The sequence below is a fragment of the Bacillus sp. MAG717A genome (genome assembly GCF_036884855.1).
Taxonomy (GTDB): domain Bacteria; phylum Bacillota; class Bacilli; order Bacillales; family Bacillaceae; genus Bacillus; species Bacillus safensis.
Genome location: NZ_CP145733.1, coordinates 1944081 through 1961038, shown reverse-complemented (window position 1 = coordinate 1961038; position 16958 = coordinate 1944081). Strand labels below are relative to the sequence as shown.

Here is a 16958-nt window from a genome sequence, read left to right as displayed (position 1 = left end):
CCTTTTCTATACGAAAAGAGGTTTTTTAGGAATTATCTAATTACCCAGCCAAGAGCTAAAGAGCCTTCACCTAAATGGGTGCCGATCACTGCACCAAAGTAGCTTTTATAAAATTCAACATGAGGATATTTTTCTGATAAGTGCGCAATTAATTCTTCTGCTTCTTCTTCTCTATTACCGTGTATCAGGGTTGCTCTCATCGGAACACCACGTGATGCATCTTCATCAAATAATTCAAAAATACGTGAAATGGCTTTTTTACGTGTGCGAATCTTCTCAAAAGGGACAATTAGCTTGTTGTCAAAATGCAGAATAGGCTTTACCTTTAAGAGGCTTCCAATAAAAGCCTGTGCACCATTTAATCTGCCGCCTCTTTGCAAATGAGTTAAATCGTCTACCATAAAATACGCCCGCTGACTTTCTTTCAGGTAATTTAAATGTGCTAACACTTCTTCTAAAGAAGCACCTTCTTGGATTTTTTCAGCAGCTTCTAACACATAAAAACCTTGTGCCATACAGCTTGTTTCTGTATCAAACGGGTAAATATCAATCCCGTCAACTAGATCATTCGCTGAGGCAGCACTATTATACGTTCCACTAATTCCACTTGAAAGGTGAATACTAATCACGGCGTCGTATGTTTCACTTAGTTTTTCATATAAGGCTATTAATTCACCGAAAGCAGGCTGAGAGGTTGTTGGAAGATCTTTGTGTTTTTTGATTTCTTCATAATATGTCTTCCAGTCCATTTCTATTTCTTCACGGTATGATTCACTGCCAAAGATGACGTTGAGGGGGATCATATGAATATTATGTTTATCACGCAGCTCTTGTGGTAGATAAGCAGTACTGTCTGTTACAACGGCTATTTTCATTCTTAAATACCTTCCTTATTCGTTAAGTTACTCTTTTTTATTTTAAAAGAATGATCATTTTTTCATTAGATTTATAATAGTAATCAAAAAAGCCTGCCTAATCAATAGGCAAGCCCGCTATATCCGAAAAAGACTCCTTACCCTGTCTATCATATCTCTCCAGCTAAATGTGAGAGAACAAAAAACAGGCGAAAAAGGAGTACTTGTCCGGAACATTATCTCATTTCTACCCAGCCGTTTTTAATAGCTACAACAACAGCTTGTGTACGGTCGTTTACATTCATTTTTTGCAAAATGTTACTCACGTGGTTTTTGACTGTTTTCTCACTAATAAAGAGCGATTCACCGATTCCTCTGTTGCTCTTTCCGTCAGCTAACATTTGAAGAACTTCACATTCACGTCTAGTTAAGATATGAAGTGGTCTGCGAATTTCAGGATATACCTCGTGCTGTGGATGTGCTGAAACGCCACTAGTTGCTAGGCGTCGGAATTCATTTACTAAATTATGAGTGACTTTCGGATGTAAATAAGAGCCTCCGTCAGCTACAACTTTCACTGCTTCGATAAGTGTGTCTGCATCCATTTCTTTTAACAGGTAGCCTCTCGCTCCTGTTTTCAATGCATGTGTTACATAGTTTTCATCGTCATGAATAGATAGAATAATGACTTTTGATTCGGGATAAAGCTCAACAAGCTGCTTTGTAGCCTCAACACCATTTACATTCGGCATATTAATGTCCATAATGACAACATCCGGATGATAGTGTTCTACGATACGTGCAGCTTCGTCACCGTCGTCTCCTTCTGCAACTACTTCAAAAGTAGGTTCAAAATCTAAAATCCGTTTGACACCTTCACGGAATAATTGGTGGTCATCAATAATTACAATATTTACTTTAGTCACAAGCTACGCCTCCCCATGTTTATTGTTCTACACCTGAACTTTATGGTCAATATGTCTTTTGACTCTATTTTACAATTTTATTTTGCAATGTTAGCGGCACGCGAATCATGATGAATGTCCCTAGACCTATTTTTGAGTCTATGGTCATTTTACCTTCCAGTAAGTCTACGCGTTCTTTCATACCAAGTAAACCGAAGGATTTGTTTTTGTTTGTTTTCACATCTTTCATATCAAAGCCTTTTCCATCGTCTTTAATAATTAAGGTCACAAAGTCTTTCGTTACTTCTACTTTGACAGAAATTTCTTCAGCTTCTGAATGCTTTAATGAATTTGTGACAGCTTCTTGGGCTAGTCTAAACAGTGCTACTTCAAATTGAGAAGCAATTCTTTCGCTTTCTGTATCACCTAGGCATTGGAACGTAATTTTGGTTTTCCCATCATATTCTTCAATTGTGTTTAAGTATTTTCTCAGTGTTGGAATCAGACCCAAATCATCTAAAGCCATCGGTCTTAAATCATAAATGATTCTTCTCACTTCGTACAGTGCATTTCGCACATTTTGTCTGAGACTTCTAATTTCTTTAAAGCCTTCTTCTGTACCGCGGTCTCTAAAAATACGTTCAATTAATTCGGAACGCATCATCACGTTTGCCAGCATTTGAGCAGGGCCGTCATGAATTTCCCGAGACACTCTTTTGCGTTCTTCTTCTTGGGCTTCAATAATTCTGAGCCCAAAATCTTGTTTTGCCTGAGCATCTTCAAGTAAAACGCCGACCTGACGTAAATCCTGGTTGAGATAGTTGAGAACAACTGTAATCTGACTCACAAGCGTTTCAGAGCGTTCTATGACGTCTTGTAAGCTTAATAATCGTCTTTCAAGATCGTCTCTTCTTTCTCTCAGCTGCTTCTCACGCTGCTGAATCATGGTGAGTTCCACCTGCAAGTTATGTGCTTTTTCGTAGGCCTCACGAATTTCCTCTTCGCTGAATTTGTTGAAATTTCTGCTGACCTCAGATAAGCGATTTCTAGCATGTCTTGTATGGACTTCCAGCTTGTCCCCAAAATCAATTACTTCGTTTACTTGCTGCTTGATTTGCTTGAGCTCTTCTACTAGGCTTTCATATTGTTGACGGGACTGTTCGCCTATTCTAAATACTTCGTCCTTGCTGCCATCAACTGTACTTAGCATTTTCATGATGATTGAATCCAATAATTTCGGATCCATTTTGGGTGTTGTCATGGCTTTTCCCTCCCGTAACAGTGATGTCATCTTTTTTTATTATAAATGTCATTGATCTGCATTTTATGTCGAATTATAATGAAAGAATGCGTATAAATCATGAAGTTTTTATGACGACCCTTTTTCCACTCCTATCATCATAACAAAATACGCTGTAAAATTCTAAAACCAATGCAAATTTTCACTAGTCTTACAATTTGCTTGTCAGGAGGGTATGTCTTTTGCTGAATCGCTATCTTACAGTAAAAAGTCGTGGCGAGCATGAGATCGTCATTGAAAAATCACGTTTTATTTGTCATATACAGCGTGCTGTCTCAGAAGAAGAAGCACAAGCATTTATACAATCCATTAAAAAACAACATTGGAATGCCACACATAATTGTTCAGCCTATCTCATTGGTGAACATGACCTGATTCAAAAAGCGAATGATGATGGTGAACCAAGCGGTACAGCAGGTGTCCCAATGCTTGAAGTGCTAAAAAAACGGAAGCTGAAAGATACAGTTGTTGTGGTCACTCGTTATTTCGGCGGTATCAAGCTAGGTGCCGGTGGATTGATTCGTGCCTACGGAAAATCTGTATCAGAAGCTATCAACCATGTTGGAATGGTAGAGCGCTGTTTAATGCGTACAATGCACACAACAATAGATTATACATGGCTTGGAAAGGTAGAGAATGAGCTTAGAGCCTCATCTTTTCAGCTAAAAGAAATCCATTATGCAGAAGATGTTATTTTTGAGACATATGTCGAAGAAACACAAACAGAGCAGTTCATTGAGTGGATGACTGAGCTGACAAATGGAAAGAGTGTTACAAAAGAAGGCGAATTGATTTATTTAGAAAAGGACATTGGTCCGATAAAGGAGACAGATGAATGGCACAACGAGTAAAAGTGCGTGTACGAAAGAAAAAGAGTAAGAAGAAGAGAATTATCAAACGTATTCTGGTCTTATTTTTACTTCTTATCATCTGCATGGGCGGATTTGCAGTATATAAAATCGTCAATACTCTTCAAGCTGCTGACAAAACATATGATGAACTAGATCGCGGAGAGAAATCGAATCTTCGTGATGCTGTCATTGATATTAAGAAAAAACCTTTCTCTGTATTATTTGTCGGAATTGAGGATTATGCCACGAAGGGTGATCATGGCCGTTCAGATTCACTCATTGTCGCAACGATTAACCCTCAAGACAAAACGATGAAAATGGTTAGTATCCCTCGTGACACACGCGTACAGCTTGCAAGTGATACGACAGGAAGTAAAGAAAAGATCAATGCAGCATTTGCTAAAGGTGGTAAAGACGAAACGATTGAAACTGTCGAACAATTCTTGCATATTCCGATTGATAAGTATGCAACCGTTGATTTTGACGGGTTCAAGGATGTCATCGATGAAGTCGGCGGAATTGATATCGATGTTCCATTTGACTTCAATGAAAAAAGTGATGTTAAAAAATCGAAAAAGATTTACTTCAAAAAAGGCAATATGCATTTAAACGGGGAAGAAGCACTTGCTTACGCACGGATGAGAAAACAAGATCCACGCGGTGATTTCGGACGTAACGATCGTCAGAAACAAATTTTACGTGCAATGATTGATCAAATGGCGAAGCCAAATAACATTGCGAACGTCGATAACATTGCTAAAGAAGTCAGTGATCACATTACGACCAATTTCCGTATCACAGAAGGTCTTGCGCTTCAGCAAATCTACAGCGGATTTAAAGGAGACGACACAGAAACACTTTCTATTAAAGGAAAAGACCTTTACTTAGGTCCGAATCGGACGTATTACTTTGAGCCAGATCCAACCAATCTAGCTAACGTCCAATATGAATTACGGACCCATTTAAAGCTTCCTACTGAATCTCCAACTGAAACAGATTCACAAACCAATCCGTCCTCTGGTGAAACAGGGTCAAGTGATACAACTAACTCATCGACCAGCACACCTGGACAATAATAAAAACAGCCCAGTTCCTAGGAACGGGCTGTTTTTTACTGCCTTTTGACCATTCGTTTATAAAATTTCGTAAATGGTTTAAACTCTTCATTCACCAAGCCTGTGACTTCTGCAATCACTTGCATGAACATGACCAGTAAAAAGATAATAATCAGTGATAACCAAATGGTGGCGCTTGTCAGCAAAATCGCACTTAAGCTAAAGACTAAGCCAATCATATAAATCACGATGACAGCCATACGATGGGACAAGCCAAAAGCCATCAGTCTATGATGAATATGAGATTTGTCAGGTGCTGAGATCGGCTGTTTGTTTAATATTCGTCTAATGATGGCAAAGGTGGTATCGAAAATAGGGACACCTAAGATGATCACTGGGACAACTACACTAAACAAAGTGACACTTTTGTACAGCCCTAATAGTGACAGTACCGAAATCATATAACCTAAAAAAAGCGAGCCGGTGTCACCCATAAAAATCTTCGCCGGATGAAAGTTGTAAAAAAGAAAGCCGATGGTACTACCAATGACAACAAGGGATAAAGAAAGAATCAAAATTTTATCAGCTGAAAATGCCATCACGGCAATGGTTGATAAACCGATGACAGAAATACCGGCAGCCAGTCCATCAAGGCCGTCAATTAAATTAATGGCATTTGTGATTCCGACAATCCATAACACGGTTAGGGGATATGCCATCCAGCCTAACTCAATTCGATCTGTTAAGAAAGGAACAGAAAAAAAGTCCATTTTTAAGCCTGTGCTTACAATCAGACAAGCAACAAGAACTTGTACGAGAAATTTGAATTTTGCACTTAAATTATATTTATCATCAAATATACCTAGAATGACGATAAGTACGGCACCAACTGAAATTGCTGTAATTTTATTATGTAGAAACAGCCCGCCTGCTAATGCTCCAGCCGCTACCCCAATAAAAATTGCCAAACCGCCCATTCGAGGCATTACTTTATCATGAACTTTTCGTTTATTCGGCTGGTCCACTGCACCAATCTTAATTGCAAACTTTTTGACGATTGGTGTCACAATTAAAACTGTAGCCAGAGAGACAAAAAACGCTAATAAGGCGCGTTCGTAATCCATAGGTCAGTCTCCTTCTAAATTGAAATCTGTATTTTGTATATTGGCCGCTCTTTCCATTATACAATTGAATAGAGGATGATCACAAGCTCCCCCTGTGAAGAAGAAACAAATAAAAACGCACAATCCCTGATGAATTATGCGTTTTCTTTAATATTCGTTAGTTCCACCATATTTGTGAACAGCGCGTGCCAATCTTTTTTCTTCGCCCGGCTTTGTCTTAGATGTCTATAGTCCATGTCGTCTTTTTTGCTGATCACTTTTTGGCAGGCTTCTACGAAGAGTGCAGGATCTTCGCCCTCTAAATATTCATACACATCATTCTCTTTTAGCCTTTCCGTTGACGGAAGATTTAAACCAACAACCGGTATTCCTGCGGCTAAAAATTCATATAGCTTGAGTGGGAACACGGCTTGATTGTAAGGAGATTGTTTGTATGGCATCATGCCTACATCAATCAGCTTCATATACGCAGGCACTTCTTCTGGTGCAACAGCACCTGTCCAGATCACATTTGGCAGTTTAAGTGCATGCTGAAAAGATGGATCGCCATTTGTTCCATCCGGACCGACAAATAAAAATGTCCAATCAGGCTGCATGCGAGCAGCTTCTGCTATCATGTCAAAATCGAGCTTCGGCTTGATGCCTCCAATAAAGCCAAGAACAGTTCCTTCTCTTCCTCCCAACACATCCTCCTTACATGGAAGATTGCTTTTGGCAAACACATCGTACTCAACGCCATTTTCCACTGTAAAGACATCTTTCGGTTCACCCATGAGACGTTTTTTAATTTGATCGTGTAAGTATTGAGAAGAGCATGTAATGCTGTGTGCGTATTTGATAATTCGATTTTCTGCTTTCACAATGACACGCTGCCTCATATAAGAAAACAAATTATTTTTGCCGCTTATCGGCTCTCCCCACAGGTCACTGCAATCATAGACAATATGTTTCCATTCAAATAAAGAAGATAAGAGCGGAAAGCCCGGAAACGTATACCATAAGCAAACAGCGATTCCCTTCTTTTCCTCCTGCCGCAAATGCTCAAGAAGTGGGGACAATTTATGAATATAGAACATGTCTTGATATCGGCCAAAGCGAAAAAATTTGCTCTTAAGCACATCAGGAATGGTCAATTGCTTCATTCGATCGGTTATGGGCTGAAAGGGAGCTTTATGATGGGATGCAGATGGGCATACCCAGATGACCTCTTTCGTTTCTGGATCAGATGCTAGAAATTCCGCCAGTCGATGCCGTCTGTACCTCAAGCCGTCCTGTCCCCATTCTCCCGTCGCTACGATAACATGTATGATCGAGTCTGCTTTCACCTTTATCACCTTTTTCCCTTCTGTTTATAAGCGCTTCTTCACAGCATTTGTCGCATAGTGCATAAAACACCAAGATGCTTTGACAAAATGAAGCTGCTCAATTTCTCTGTAGACGAACCACGTTTTTTTCGCTGCTTTCCACTTGTTACTAGAGATCGAGTTTCCAACGATGCGGTATTCACTGAGTGGTTCACTCATACCATAGGCTGTAAATCCTCTTTTTAATATGGACAGCCACGTAGCTAAATCCTGTCTTGTGCGGATGTTTGGCATTTCTATATGTCCGATCTTCTGTACATCAAGCATCACCGTTAAACAGCCGATAATGGTATTTTTCAAAGCTTCATCATAAGTTAATCTTACGGGTGCAGTGACGGTTTTTTCTAGTGGTTCTCCATTTTCTGCAATGATGTCATATGCCGTGAATGTAAAGGCATAATCGTTTGTCAGCATGAAGTCTACCTGCTTTTCGAGCTTCGTCTCTTTCCACTTATCATCGCTGTCTAAAAAAGCAATAAAGCGGCCTTTTGCCTGCTTGATGGCTGTATTTCTAGCGATGGCGGCTCCCCCATTTTGCTCTAAATAAATGACGTTGATTCTGTCGTCTGCTTCACTTAAGTCCCCAAGCAGCTTCCTTGTTCCATCTGTTGAACAATCATCTGCGATGATCAGTTCCCAATTGGAATAGGTTTGGGCAAGGACGGAATGAACTGTATCCGTTAAATAACGTTCCGCATTATAGGCCGGTGTAATGATTGATACTAACGGTTGATTGTTCACCTAAGACTCATCTCCAGTTCATCATTAAGATTCTTTGAACACTTCGGGTAAGACCACAAACATGAGCGAGATACTAAAGCCAATGACAAGTCCAAGCAGTGCACGCTTTTTCGCTGACATGCCTTTATTGCCTTCATCAAGAACTTGAGCAGGGTCAACAATCTTCGCCTGCTTCATTCCAAGCTTTGTAGACTCCAATTCATATAAGAATCGTTCTTTATCTACTTTGGAATCGTTACTGACAGATTCGTCTTCTAGAGCAGATAATCTACTTTCAATCACCTGCTGCCTTTTTGTAAATAATGCTTTGTCTTGCTTCAGAAATGTATCCGACACCTGCTTTACGACAGCTAAAGCATGATCCTTATCAGCATCTGTGAAGGACAGCTGTAATTGTGTATCTGATTGATTGGTGAGGACGAGGCGACTTTTCACATCCTGCCTTTCTTCTTCTTTGACGTCACTGAGTGCTTCATTCAGAAATGCATCGCTTTTTAATAGAGATGTCACTTCAGCTATATTGTTATACACTCCGTCATCATATTTGCCAAGCGTGAGAGTAACAGCAGCTGTGTAACTAGACTGCTGCGTTGTTCCTTTGGCAAAAAAGAATCCAAAAGCGCCTAATACGACAGGCAGCAGCACGAGCCATACGATATACTTTTTGATTCGCTTCCCTATTCTAGATATGAAACCAGACATGTTCATTCTCCCAACATTGACGTATTTGCTTTTTCACTAGTGTAGCCATACCAGTGCAGCATCACACACGGTTTACCAAGTCTTAAACCGCTGTTTGTTTTTCAACATATTCACCGCTGCGATCACGAGTCCTAAAAAGACCCAGTGGAAATATAAATTCGAGACAGAACTAGGACTGATACTTGAAACGAGAAAGCTCAGCATGGCAGCGAACAAACCTTCAATGATCATTTTTGCTGATCTTGTGTCAGCCCATTGGTATTGTTTATACAGCGTGAACATGAGATAAGCGTAGACGGATATATAGCCCAGCATGACTGCAAATCCAAAGTTCGTCATCACTTCCAGCAGCCAATTGTGCACTTCAACGACTTGATCTGTATCAAAGATCGAAAAGTGGGCTAAGTAGTAAGACACATTCCCCGCTCCGACACCAAATCCGTATGAATCCGTAAAGAAATGCCATGCATTTTTGATCAAATTCGCTCTCGCAATGTTGGATGGGAGTGGTTCACTAAAAGAATGCGCGACCTGAGAAGCGAGAAACAAGTCATAAAAGACTGAATAAATCTTGGCTGAAAAAACAGCGATACAGATGACACCAAGTCCGCCGGCTGCGATGAGTGACCACTTTTTGAGAAAGCGCGGCATGAGCAGCCACACATAGATGGCGACTCCCGCAAATATGCCAAGCAGGCTCGCGCGGGATTCTGTTAACAAAATGAGATACAGTGCTGCAATGGCGCCAAATAATCCAAATGCTTTGATATAACCATTTTTCATTTGCCGCATACACGCTAAATATAAGAAAAAGCTAATCGATAAAAACGTCGCAAAGTCATTTTGATTAAAAAAGACAGCTGTAGGATAATGCTGTTTATACGCCGGCCCAAGATACAATGAAGTATTCGGTAAATGGTTCAAAGTAAAGTGATTATAAAACCCTATCCCCATGACAAATACAGTCATGACGAGCCAAATGCTATAAAAGGTGACCACTTGATCCATTCGCTGGATGTACATGACAACAAGAAAGACAAATCCCATCCCCATAGCAAGCAGGGACATATATTTGAGACCGTCTGTCACCGAATGAGCCCACAGCAGTGAGATGAGCCCGTAAAGAAACCATGCAGCAAAAAAGCCAAGAATCCCTTTTACACGAATCTGCTGCCACTGCGATATGTATGTCCCCTTATCTCTCATCCGCCATATGAATAAAGCAAAGGCAGCAATGAGCATGATACGGTAGAGAAAAAGACTAAAGAACCCGGCACTAATAGAAAAGAAAGCGTTGTTGAGAAAGGTCAATGCAATTAAAAGATAAATGGCTGACATGAACACTTGCTCACCGTTCATGTATAGCTTCATTAACACAATAAAAGCCGTCAGGACCAAAAGCAGGACCGGAATGGCGACGATCTTTTTTAACCCGATGGGCTGCGCAGACGCCATTTGTACAAGTCCTAGCCCTGCTGCAAATAATATACATCCAATCAAGATTTGCCATGCTGTTTGTTTCACGCTCATACCCATTTTCCTCCTAAGCAACCCATCCGATTTGAGGGATTAAGCCTTGACTTCCTGTTTATAGTAGGAAATGGTACGAGCCAAACCTTCCTGTAAACTCACAACAGGCTCCCAAGCTAAGACTTGTTTCGTTTCCTCATTTGCTAAAGTACTATGCACGATATCTCCTGCACGCTGCGGCTTGTAAATCGGTTCAAGCTGTGAACTCGTTACCCGTTTCATCGTTTGAAACAGTTCATTCACAGTGATGGAATCACCACACGAAATATTTAAACAAACGTTTGATTGGGCTGTTAAAGCCGCAACATTTGCTGCTGCTAGATCACCCACATAGATAAAGTCTCTTGTTTGTTCCCCATCTCCAAAGATAAAAGGGGCCTCATCCTTTGCAAACTTATCAGAGAAAATAGAGACAACACCGCCTTCGCCAAGTGCGTCTTGGCGCGGACCATATACATTGCTGTACCTGAGAATACAATAGTCTACATCATAGAGTGATTTTGCCATTTCTAAATACCGCTCTACTGTCAGTTTTGCTAAGCCATAAGGTGAACCAGGCTTCAGCCGGTGTGCGGTGTCTACTGGCAGATATACCGGGTCTCCATAGACAGCTGCTGAAGAGGCAAAGATGACTTTTTCCACTCCTGCTTCAGCCGCAGCTTTCATGACGTGCAGAGATCCTTTGATATTGACCTCTTCGTCATAAACGAAATCCTTAACGGAAATGGCTACACTCACTTGTGCTGCAAGATGAATGATGTAATCCGGTGCGATTTGTTTGATCAAATCAATCGTCGCTGGCTTTGTGACATCTGCCTCTATGCATCGCACGGAAAGATGGGCAATATTTTCTCGAGATCCAGTTGAAAAGTTATCAAGAACGATGGGCTCATAGCCTTTTTCTAGTAAAGCCTCTACCGTATGTGATCCAATAAATCCGCTTCCCCCAGTAACCAATACTTTCTTCATCCAAGCTCCCCCTGTTATTGTGCCTTCGATACCAATTCTGCTTCCCATACACTTGGGCGGCCGATAGACTGGTAAATAAATCCTCTCTCTTTCATTTCTGCTGGATCAAACAAATTCCTTCCATCAATTACAATTGGCGAACGAAGCAGCTGCTTGATCTGGTCTTTATCCATCTTCTGTACGTCGTCCCATTCTGTTAGGATGAGACAGGCATCGGTATCTTTTACTGTTTCATACAGGTCGTTGCTGAAAACCGCCTGCGGGCCAAGCTCCCGTTCAGCTTCTACATAAGCAATTGGATCATAGGCTTTCACAAAAGCACCTAGCTCTCTCAGCATTGGGATAATATCTAATGCAGGTGCGGAACGCATATCATTCGTATTCGGTTTGAATGCAAGGCCTAAGACAGAAATGGTTTTTCCTTTAATATCACCGAACACACTCATCAGTTTGCTGACAAGGTGGGCTCTTTGGTTGTTGTTCGTTTCAATGACAGATTCGATCAGCTTGAACCGATACCCGGATGTTTCGGCAATTTTGAGAAGAGCCATCGTGTCTTTCGGGAAACAAGAACCCCCAAATCCAATGCCTGCTTTTAAAAATTTATGCCCGATGCGGCTGTCTAATCCAACTCCTTCACTGACTTTTTCAACGTCAGCGCCTACCCGCTCGCAAATATTTGCAATGTCATTAATGAAAGAAATTTTTGTGGCAAGCATGGCATTTGCAGCATACTTAATCATTTCAGCACTTTCTAAGTTGGTCTCCACAACTTCTGTTTGAAACGGATCATGCAGCCTTTTGATGATGGTGGAAGCATGAGTGCTTGTTGAACCAATGACCGCCCGCTCCATATTCATCGTGTCTTGAATTGCAGAGCCTTCTCGGAGAAACTCTGGATTGGATACGACGTCAAAGGGATATTTGCTGCGCGATGCCTTTTCCACAATGGCTTGAACGAGGCGGCCTGTTCCAACGGGCACTGTGCTTTTATTGACGATGATTTTATAGCCATTCAGGTGTTCACCGATCGTTTGAGCGACGGCTTTCACATACGTTAAATCCGCTTCCCCTTGTGGTGTCATCGGTGTCCCTACGGCAATATAGATAATCTCTGATTCCCTAATAGCGGCAGGAATATTCGTTGTAAAAAACAGTCTTCCTTCTTCTGTATTCTTTTGAATCAATTCCTTTAAACCTGGTTCATAAATGGGAACGACACCACTTTTTAAGCTGTTGATTTTTGATTCATCAATGTCACAGCAGATGACACGATTTCCGATATCAGCAAAACAAGTACCCGATACTAACCCGACATACCCTGTTCCAATCACAGCAATTTTCTTCAACATTTTTCATCCTCTCAGTAAAAGCATATTGTCCGTTCCAAGCTGTTTATCTATCTATCATTCTTTGCACATTTCATCTTGTTTAAACGATGGATGTTGATTGATTGAGCACCTTCTCATATTGCTGAACGAGATGCTTCGCATTATGTTCTGATGAATATTTTGTATGAACCATTTCATGAAGATCGTTCTTCACTTCTTCATTCCATCTGTTTTCATAAAGGCAGGCGTGAATCGCCTCTTTCAGCTGACGCGTCGAACGCGGTTCAACGAGCAGGTGTTGATAGGTAGAAAATAAGGATGGGAGACCACCAACCCGTGTTGCAATGACAGGTACTTTTAAAGCGAGCGCTTCTAGAACGACGGTTGGCATTCCTTCACTGTAGGAAGGGAGTGCAAACAGATCAGCTGCCATTAAGTAGTCTCTTACCTGCTCATTCGGCACCTGCCCTGGAAGTATAATAGATGCTCCCCTCCGTTCCGTGAGCTCCTTTGCAAGGGGGCCTTTTCCGACAAAGACTGCTTTCACACCATCCATGCTGCTGACAGCATCAGCTAATTCCAGCAAGCCCTTCTCTTTCACTAAACGCCCGACGAAAACAACGAGCTTATCTTGAATCGGTAAACCTAAGTGCTTTCTGATGCCTTTTTGATCTTCTTCCGTTCTGGAAAATGATTGGAGCGGAATACCAAGCGGAAGACATTTTGCTTCTACCTTCGTCATATCATTTGTCTTTTTAGCCAGCTCCTCACTCACTGTCAGAACAACAGATGCCTGCTTCACCGCCGTTTCAAAGGCTACCTGTGCCCCTTTGCTATAGCTCGGATATACGTTCACATCACTGCCGTGTAAGGTCAAGAGATAAGGGATTTGCGTTTCTTTCTGAATGACAGCCGCCGCTCCGCCAGACGGCATGGCAAAGTGCGCATGAATAAAATCTGGTGACAGCTGATGACGCTGCATTGCTTCGAGAACGGAAGCCGCTATTCGTTTACTCGGCTGTGCCCATTTCAGCTGTCCAGGGAGCGCTCGATAAGGCGGTCTGTAAACCGTCACTCCATTCCTCACTTCCTGTTCAGGCAGCTCTTTTTTCTGCCGATAGGATGCCTTGAGCATCCGTAAAACCGGCGGATTCACTGGATTAGGACAAATGACAGTCACTTTTATTCCTTGTTTGAGCAGCTCCTGCACTTGCGTTTCATGAAATACGCCCTCACTCGGGTGTTTTTCACTAGGATATACACTTGTCAGCCATAGTACCTTCATGACGAACGACCTCTTCTCAATAATTTGCCTGCAGCCTGCGGATACATTTTGATGAGCAGCAAGCCATACAATGCAGCACTGACACAAACAGTCAGTAGTAATTGAAGTGAAATATCTGCTGACGTCAGCTTCATCCCTTGATGTAAAGCTATCGCACAGACCGCCATAAGCAGCGTCATGACAGCAGGCTTTCCAAGTGATTTTAAATACACCTTCATATCAAGCTGAATGACATATGCCATGAGCCATCTGCCGACAATAAAGTTGAGCAGGCTGACACCTGAGTAAATCCAAGCTACTGTGAGCAGACTGCCTGTCATGACACCTGCATATAATGCGCAGCCATACACGATGAGCATCCCCGTATCCCAATAAAAGGCTAAGTCCGCTCTCCCTTTTGCAAGAAGTATGGAACCGTTTGGATTCATTAGCACACGCAGCAGGCCGACAATGCACAATATATTTAAAACCGGAACCGCTACTAGCCATTTCTCTCCAAACACGACTTCTATAAAACTGTCTGATACGGCAGCAAGGCCGATTAATAATGGAAAACTAACCAATGCGAGCATATTCGTCATACTTAGGAAGCCCTCACGCAGCATGGAGTGATCACGCTGACTTTTTGCGAAAACTGGGAAAGCCACTCTCGTCACAATCGGATTAATCTTCAGCACGGGAATCGTCACAATTTGATACGCCAAGCTGTAAATACCTAACGCTTCCGCTCCAAGAAACCGTCCGATTAAAATCATGTCGATGTTCGATCCTGCTCGGTTAACCAATCTGGATGCGAGCTGGAATGCACCGAATGAGAAAAATTCCTTCACTTCTCCTAATGCAAAAACAGGTGCTGGACGCCACTTCTTCCAATAAGCCGCTGCATACATGAGACCTTTTCCTGATTGCAGCACCACTTGAGAGATGACATAGGCGACAATCGGATTCATGAAGAAGGCGAAAACAAGTAAAACGAGCAGCGATATGATGGTCGCAATGGCTTCAATGGTGCTTAAAGTTTTAAAGGCTAAGTCTTTTTGCATCATATACTGGTACTGCTGGCCAATCGGTGCGATCAGAAACATGATCGATAATAGCTTGAGCAGACCCTCTAGCTCTGGCCGGTTATAAAAAGCGGCTATCATTGGGCTTAGCAGGATGAGCAGACAAAACAAGATAATCCCTGTGAGCAAGTTGATCCAATATAATGTAGATAATTGACGTTCTGTCGTTTGTTCCTTTTGAATGATCGCTGCCCCAATTCCTAGATCAAGTAAAATCTGCGTAAATATTGTGACAGTTGTGATCATACCAACGAGTCCAAACTCTTTGAGTGACATCACGTTCCCTAAAAAGGCGAACTGTGCAATTTGGATGATGGTGATGATCAATGCGGACAAGCTTGTCCATTTTGCCCCGCCTAGCATGCGTTTTTTCATACTTGCCATTCTCTTCCCTACTTTACTTATCTGGCTCCGTCACCAGTCATGATGACTTTTAACGTTTTTACCATAATCTTCGTGTCGAGAGAAAATGTCAAGTTTTGAATATACTGTAAGTCATGTGTTAATTTTTCACTTGGACTCATTTCATATCCGCCATTTACTTGAGCAAGACCTGTCAGCCCCGGCTTTACTGCCAATCTTTTTGTGAAGCCTGGAATCGTCCGATTAAATTCTGCGGTAAACATCGGTCTTTCTGGACGAGGGCCTACGATACTCATTTCTCCTTTTAACACGTTGATAAATTGTGGAAGTTCATCAATTCTTGTTTTACGGATGAATGCCCCCACTTTGGTGATACGCGGGTCATTTTTTTGAGCCCATTTCGCTCCTCCGCTTTCTGCGTCAGTTCTCATCGATCTGAGCTTCCATAATTTAAAGTAAACACCGTCTTTCCCTACCCTTTCTTGCATATAAAAGGCTGGCCCTGGTGTTTCCAGCTTAATCAAAAGAGCAAACAGCAAAATGATTGGCGTACTCAACATCAATCCGATGAACGAGAACATTAAATCTATGAAACGTTTTGCAAATAAATAACGAACCATATGTTCTGTTAAGGCAAAAGAGTGATTTCGTCTCACTTCATATTCTCTGTAAAGATTCATCGCTTTCTCTGCACTCACTGACCTGCACCTCACCATTCAAAGTAGTTGTTGTGTAAAGAGATGTTCTATGAAAGTCAGTTTAGCAGAGCAACATTAAGCAAATGTAAATGCGCTGTTAAGTCTTGTAAAACTGTGTTAAGAATGTGCACTTATATCAAGTTATGCCCTTTTCAACGTAAAAAAGACCCGCAATTCTGCGGGTCTCCGAGTCTTTTCTTTATTTTGCTTTTACAGATTCGATTGTTTTCAATCGAAGTGTTCCGTTTGCATCTTTTGTATAGGTTACTTTCACTTTTGATTCTTCTTTTAAGCTATTCACTTGTTTAGAAAAGGTATTTCCGAATTGAATAGCTACTTCTTTTCCATCAATGTTGACAGCAATTGTATGTCCATCAGCCAAACCGACATATGTGCCTTCTTTGGTGACTTCATTTTTCTTACTAGTTGTTGATTCTTTCTTTGTTTTAGAGTCACCTTTTGAGTCAGATTTTGATTGGTCTTTAGCAGGTTCTTCTTTTGTGATTTCTTTGCTTGAGCTGTCTTTTGCTTCTTCATCAGATTGACCTGCTGGTTCTTCTGTTTGAGCAGCTGTTTCTTTACTTTGATCATCTGCTTTTTCATTTGATGATTGATCTTCTGATTTTTTGTCTGCAGCCTTATCTTTGTTTTGATCGGCTGCTTCAGTTGTTTCTTTTTTGCTGTCATCCTTTTTGTTATCGCTTGATTGATTTGTTGTGCCGCACGCTGTGAGCAATACTCCTAGAAGCAATACTAGAAACGGCATTGTGATTAATTTTTTCAAGTTCGTCACCTCTTCATGATTTGTCGGTTTGCTGTCTT

The 16958-nt window shown here is 41.4% G+C and carries 16 protein-coding genes; 2 read left to right on the top strand and 14 right to left on the bottom strand.

Annotated elements, in window-relative coordinates; translation table 11 throughout:
* Positions 1 to 32: 32 nt before the first annotated feature.
* From V6Z54_RS09960 to V6Z54_RS09950, 3 genes are all read right to left on the bottom strand, one after another.
* Positions 33 to 875 carry a DegV family protein gene (locus V6Z54_RS09960; RefSeq protein ID WP_041088038.1) on the bottom strand — a complete coding sequence of 281 codons (843 nt, stop codon included), beginning with the start codon at positions 873 to 875 and terminating at the stop codon, positions 33 to 35.
* A 215-nt stretch (positions 876 to 1090) separates the two neighbouring features.
* On the bottom strand, positions 1091 to 1780 hold the full coding sequence (degU, locus tag V6Z54_RS09955) for a two-component system response regulator DegU (protein WP_008348273.1): 690 nt from the start codon (positions 1778 to 1780) through the stop codon (positions 1091 to 1093).
* Positions 1781 to 1844: 64 nt separating this feature from the next.
* Positions 1845 to 3020 (bottom strand): sensor histidine kinase, encoded by a 1176-nt coding sequence (locus tag V6Z54_RS09950; RefSeq protein WP_003213166.1) that lies wholly within the window; start codon positions 3018 to 3020, stop codon positions 1845 to 1847.
* A gap of 221 nt (positions 3021 to 3241) precedes the next feature.
* Between V6Z54_RS09950 and V6Z54_RS09945 the strand changes: the two genes are divergently transcribed.
* Together V6Z54_RS09945 and V6Z54_RS09940 are read left to right on the top strand one after the other, a co-directional pair.
* Positions 3242 to 3910, top strand: a complete 669-nt coding sequence (locus tag V6Z54_RS09945) for a YigZ family protein (protein ID WP_012011434.1) — start codon at positions 3242 to 3244, stop codon at positions 3908 to 3910.
* Positions 3895 to 4986, top strand: a complete 1092-nt coding sequence (locus tag V6Z54_RS09940; protein ID WP_041088032.1) for an LCP family protein — start codon at positions 3895 to 3897, stop codon at positions 4984 to 4986. The genes V6Z54_RS09945 and V6Z54_RS09940 overlap by 16 nt, the downstream gene beginning before the upstream one ends.
* A 35-nt stretch (positions 4987 to 5021) precedes the next feature.
* Here the strand turns inward: V6Z54_RS09940 and V6Z54_RS09935 are convergent, their stop codons facing one another.
* From V6Z54_RS09935 to V6Z54_RS09885, 11 genes are all read right to left on the bottom strand, one after another.
* Positions 5022 to 6089, bottom strand: coding sequence for an MraY family glycosyltransferase (locus tag V6Z54_RS09935; protein ID WP_034660156.1), 1068 nt, complete (start codon positions 6087 to 6089; stop codon positions 5022 to 5024).
* 134 nt (positions 6090 to 6223) lie between these two features.
* Positions 6224 to 7420 (bottom strand): glycosyltransferase, encoded by a 1197-nt coding sequence (locus V6Z54_RS09930; RefSeq protein ID WP_269103017.1) that lies wholly within the window; start codon positions 7418 to 7420, stop codon positions 6224 to 6226.
* A gap of 18 nt (positions 7421 to 7438) precedes the next feature.
* Positions 7439 to 8194, bottom strand: coding sequence for a glycosyltransferase family 2 protein (locus V6Z54_RS09925; RefSeq protein ID WP_041088016.1), 756 nt, complete (start codon positions 8192 to 8194; stop codon positions 7439 to 7441).
* Between the two features lie 24 nt (positions 8195 to 8218).
* Entirely contained in the window at positions 8219 to 8896 is a 678-nt protein-coding gene (locus V6Z54_RS09920) for a hypothetical protein (protein ID WP_041088014.1), read from the bottom strand.
* A gap of 72 nt (positions 8897 to 8968) precedes the next feature.
* Positions 8969 to 10426: an O-antigen ligase family protein gene (locus V6Z54_RS09915; protein ID WP_073978919.1), complete on the bottom strand. Its 1458-nt coding sequence runs from the start codon at positions 10424 to 10426 to the stop codon at positions 8969 to 8971.
* A gap of 39 nt (positions 10427 to 10465) precedes the next feature.
* Positions 10466 to 11395, bottom strand: coding sequence for an NAD-dependent epimerase/dehydratase family protein (locus V6Z54_RS09910; protein WP_041088010.1), 930 nt, complete (start codon positions 11393 to 11395; stop codon positions 10466 to 10468).
* Positions 11396 to 11409: 14 nt separating this feature from the next.
* Positions 11410 to 12747, bottom strand: a complete 1338-nt coding sequence (locus V6Z54_RS09905) for a UDP-glucose/GDP-mannose dehydrogenase family protein (protein ID WP_041088008.1) — start codon at positions 12745 to 12747, stop codon at positions 11410 to 11412.
* A gap of 79 nt (positions 12748 to 12826) precedes the next feature.
* A complete protein-coding gene (locus tag V6Z54_RS09900; protein ID WP_338527279.1) occupies positions 12827 to 14011 on the bottom strand; it encodes a glycosyltransferase in 1185 nt (394 codons plus the stop codon).
* Positions 14008 to 15459 carry an MOP flippase family protein gene (locus tag V6Z54_RS09895; RefSeq protein WP_305960492.1) on the bottom strand — a complete coding sequence of 484 codons (1452 nt, stop codon included), beginning with the start codon at positions 15457 to 15459 and terminating at the stop codon, positions 14008 to 14010. The genes V6Z54_RS09900 and V6Z54_RS09895 overlap by 4 nt, the downstream gene beginning before the upstream one ends.
* Before the next feature lie 17 nt (positions 15460 to 15476).
* Positions 15477 to 16136, bottom strand: coding sequence for an exopolysaccharide biosynthesis polyprenyl glycosylphosphotransferase (locus V6Z54_RS09890; protein ID WP_034281119.1), 660 nt, complete (start codon positions 16134 to 16136; stop codon positions 15477 to 15479).
* Between the two features lie 199 nt (positions 16137 to 16335).
* Positions 16336 to 16929, bottom strand: a complete 594-nt coding sequence (locus tag V6Z54_RS09885) for a hypothetical protein (RefSeq protein ID WP_231120175.1) — start codon at positions 16927 to 16929, stop codon at positions 16336 to 16338.
* Between the last annotated feature and the right edge of the window lie 29 nt (positions 16930 to 16958).

Bases quoted from the DNA above. Each gene is read 5' to 3' on its own strand.
- V6Z54_RS09960 (WP_041088038.1), bottom strand. From the start codon at position 875: ATGAAAATAGCCGTTGTAACAGACAGTACTGCTTATCTACCACAAGAG.
- V6Z54_RS09950 (WP_003213166.1), bottom strand. From the start codon at position 3,020: ATGACAACACCCAAAATGGATCCGAAATTATTGGATTCAATCATCATG.
- V6Z54_RS09940 (WP_041088032.1), top strand. From the start codon at position 3,895: ATGGCACAACGAGTAAAAGTGCGTGTACGAAAGAAAAAGAGTAAGAAG.
- V6Z54_RS09935 (WP_034660156.1), bottom strand. From the start codon at position 6,089: ATGGATTACGAACGCGCCTTATTAGCGTTTTTTGTCTCTCTGGCTACA.
- V6Z54_RS09920 (WP_041088014.1), bottom strand. From the start codon at position 8,896: ATGTCTGGTTTCATATCTAGAATAGGGAAGCGAATCAAAAAGTATATC.
- V6Z54_RS09915 (WP_073978919.1), bottom strand. From the start codon at position 10,426: ATGAGCGTGAAACAAACAGCATGGCAAATCTTGATTGGATGTATATTA.
- V6Z54_RS09910 (WP_041088010.1), bottom strand. From the start codon at position 11,395: ATGAAGAAAGTATTGGTTACTGGGGGAAGCGGATTTATTGGATCACAT.
- V6Z54_RS09905 (WP_041088008.1), bottom strand. From the start codon at position 12,747: ATGTTGAAGAAAATTGCTGTGATTGGAACAGGGTATGTCGGGTTAGTA.
- V6Z54_RS09900 (WP_338527279.1), bottom strand. From the start codon at position 14,011: ATGAAGGTACTATGGCTGACAAGTGTATATCCTAGTGAAAAACACCCG.
- V6Z54_RS09895 (WP_305960492.1), bottom strand. From the start codon at position 15,459: ATGGCAAGTATGAAAAAACGCATGCTAGGCGGGGCAAAATGGACAAGC.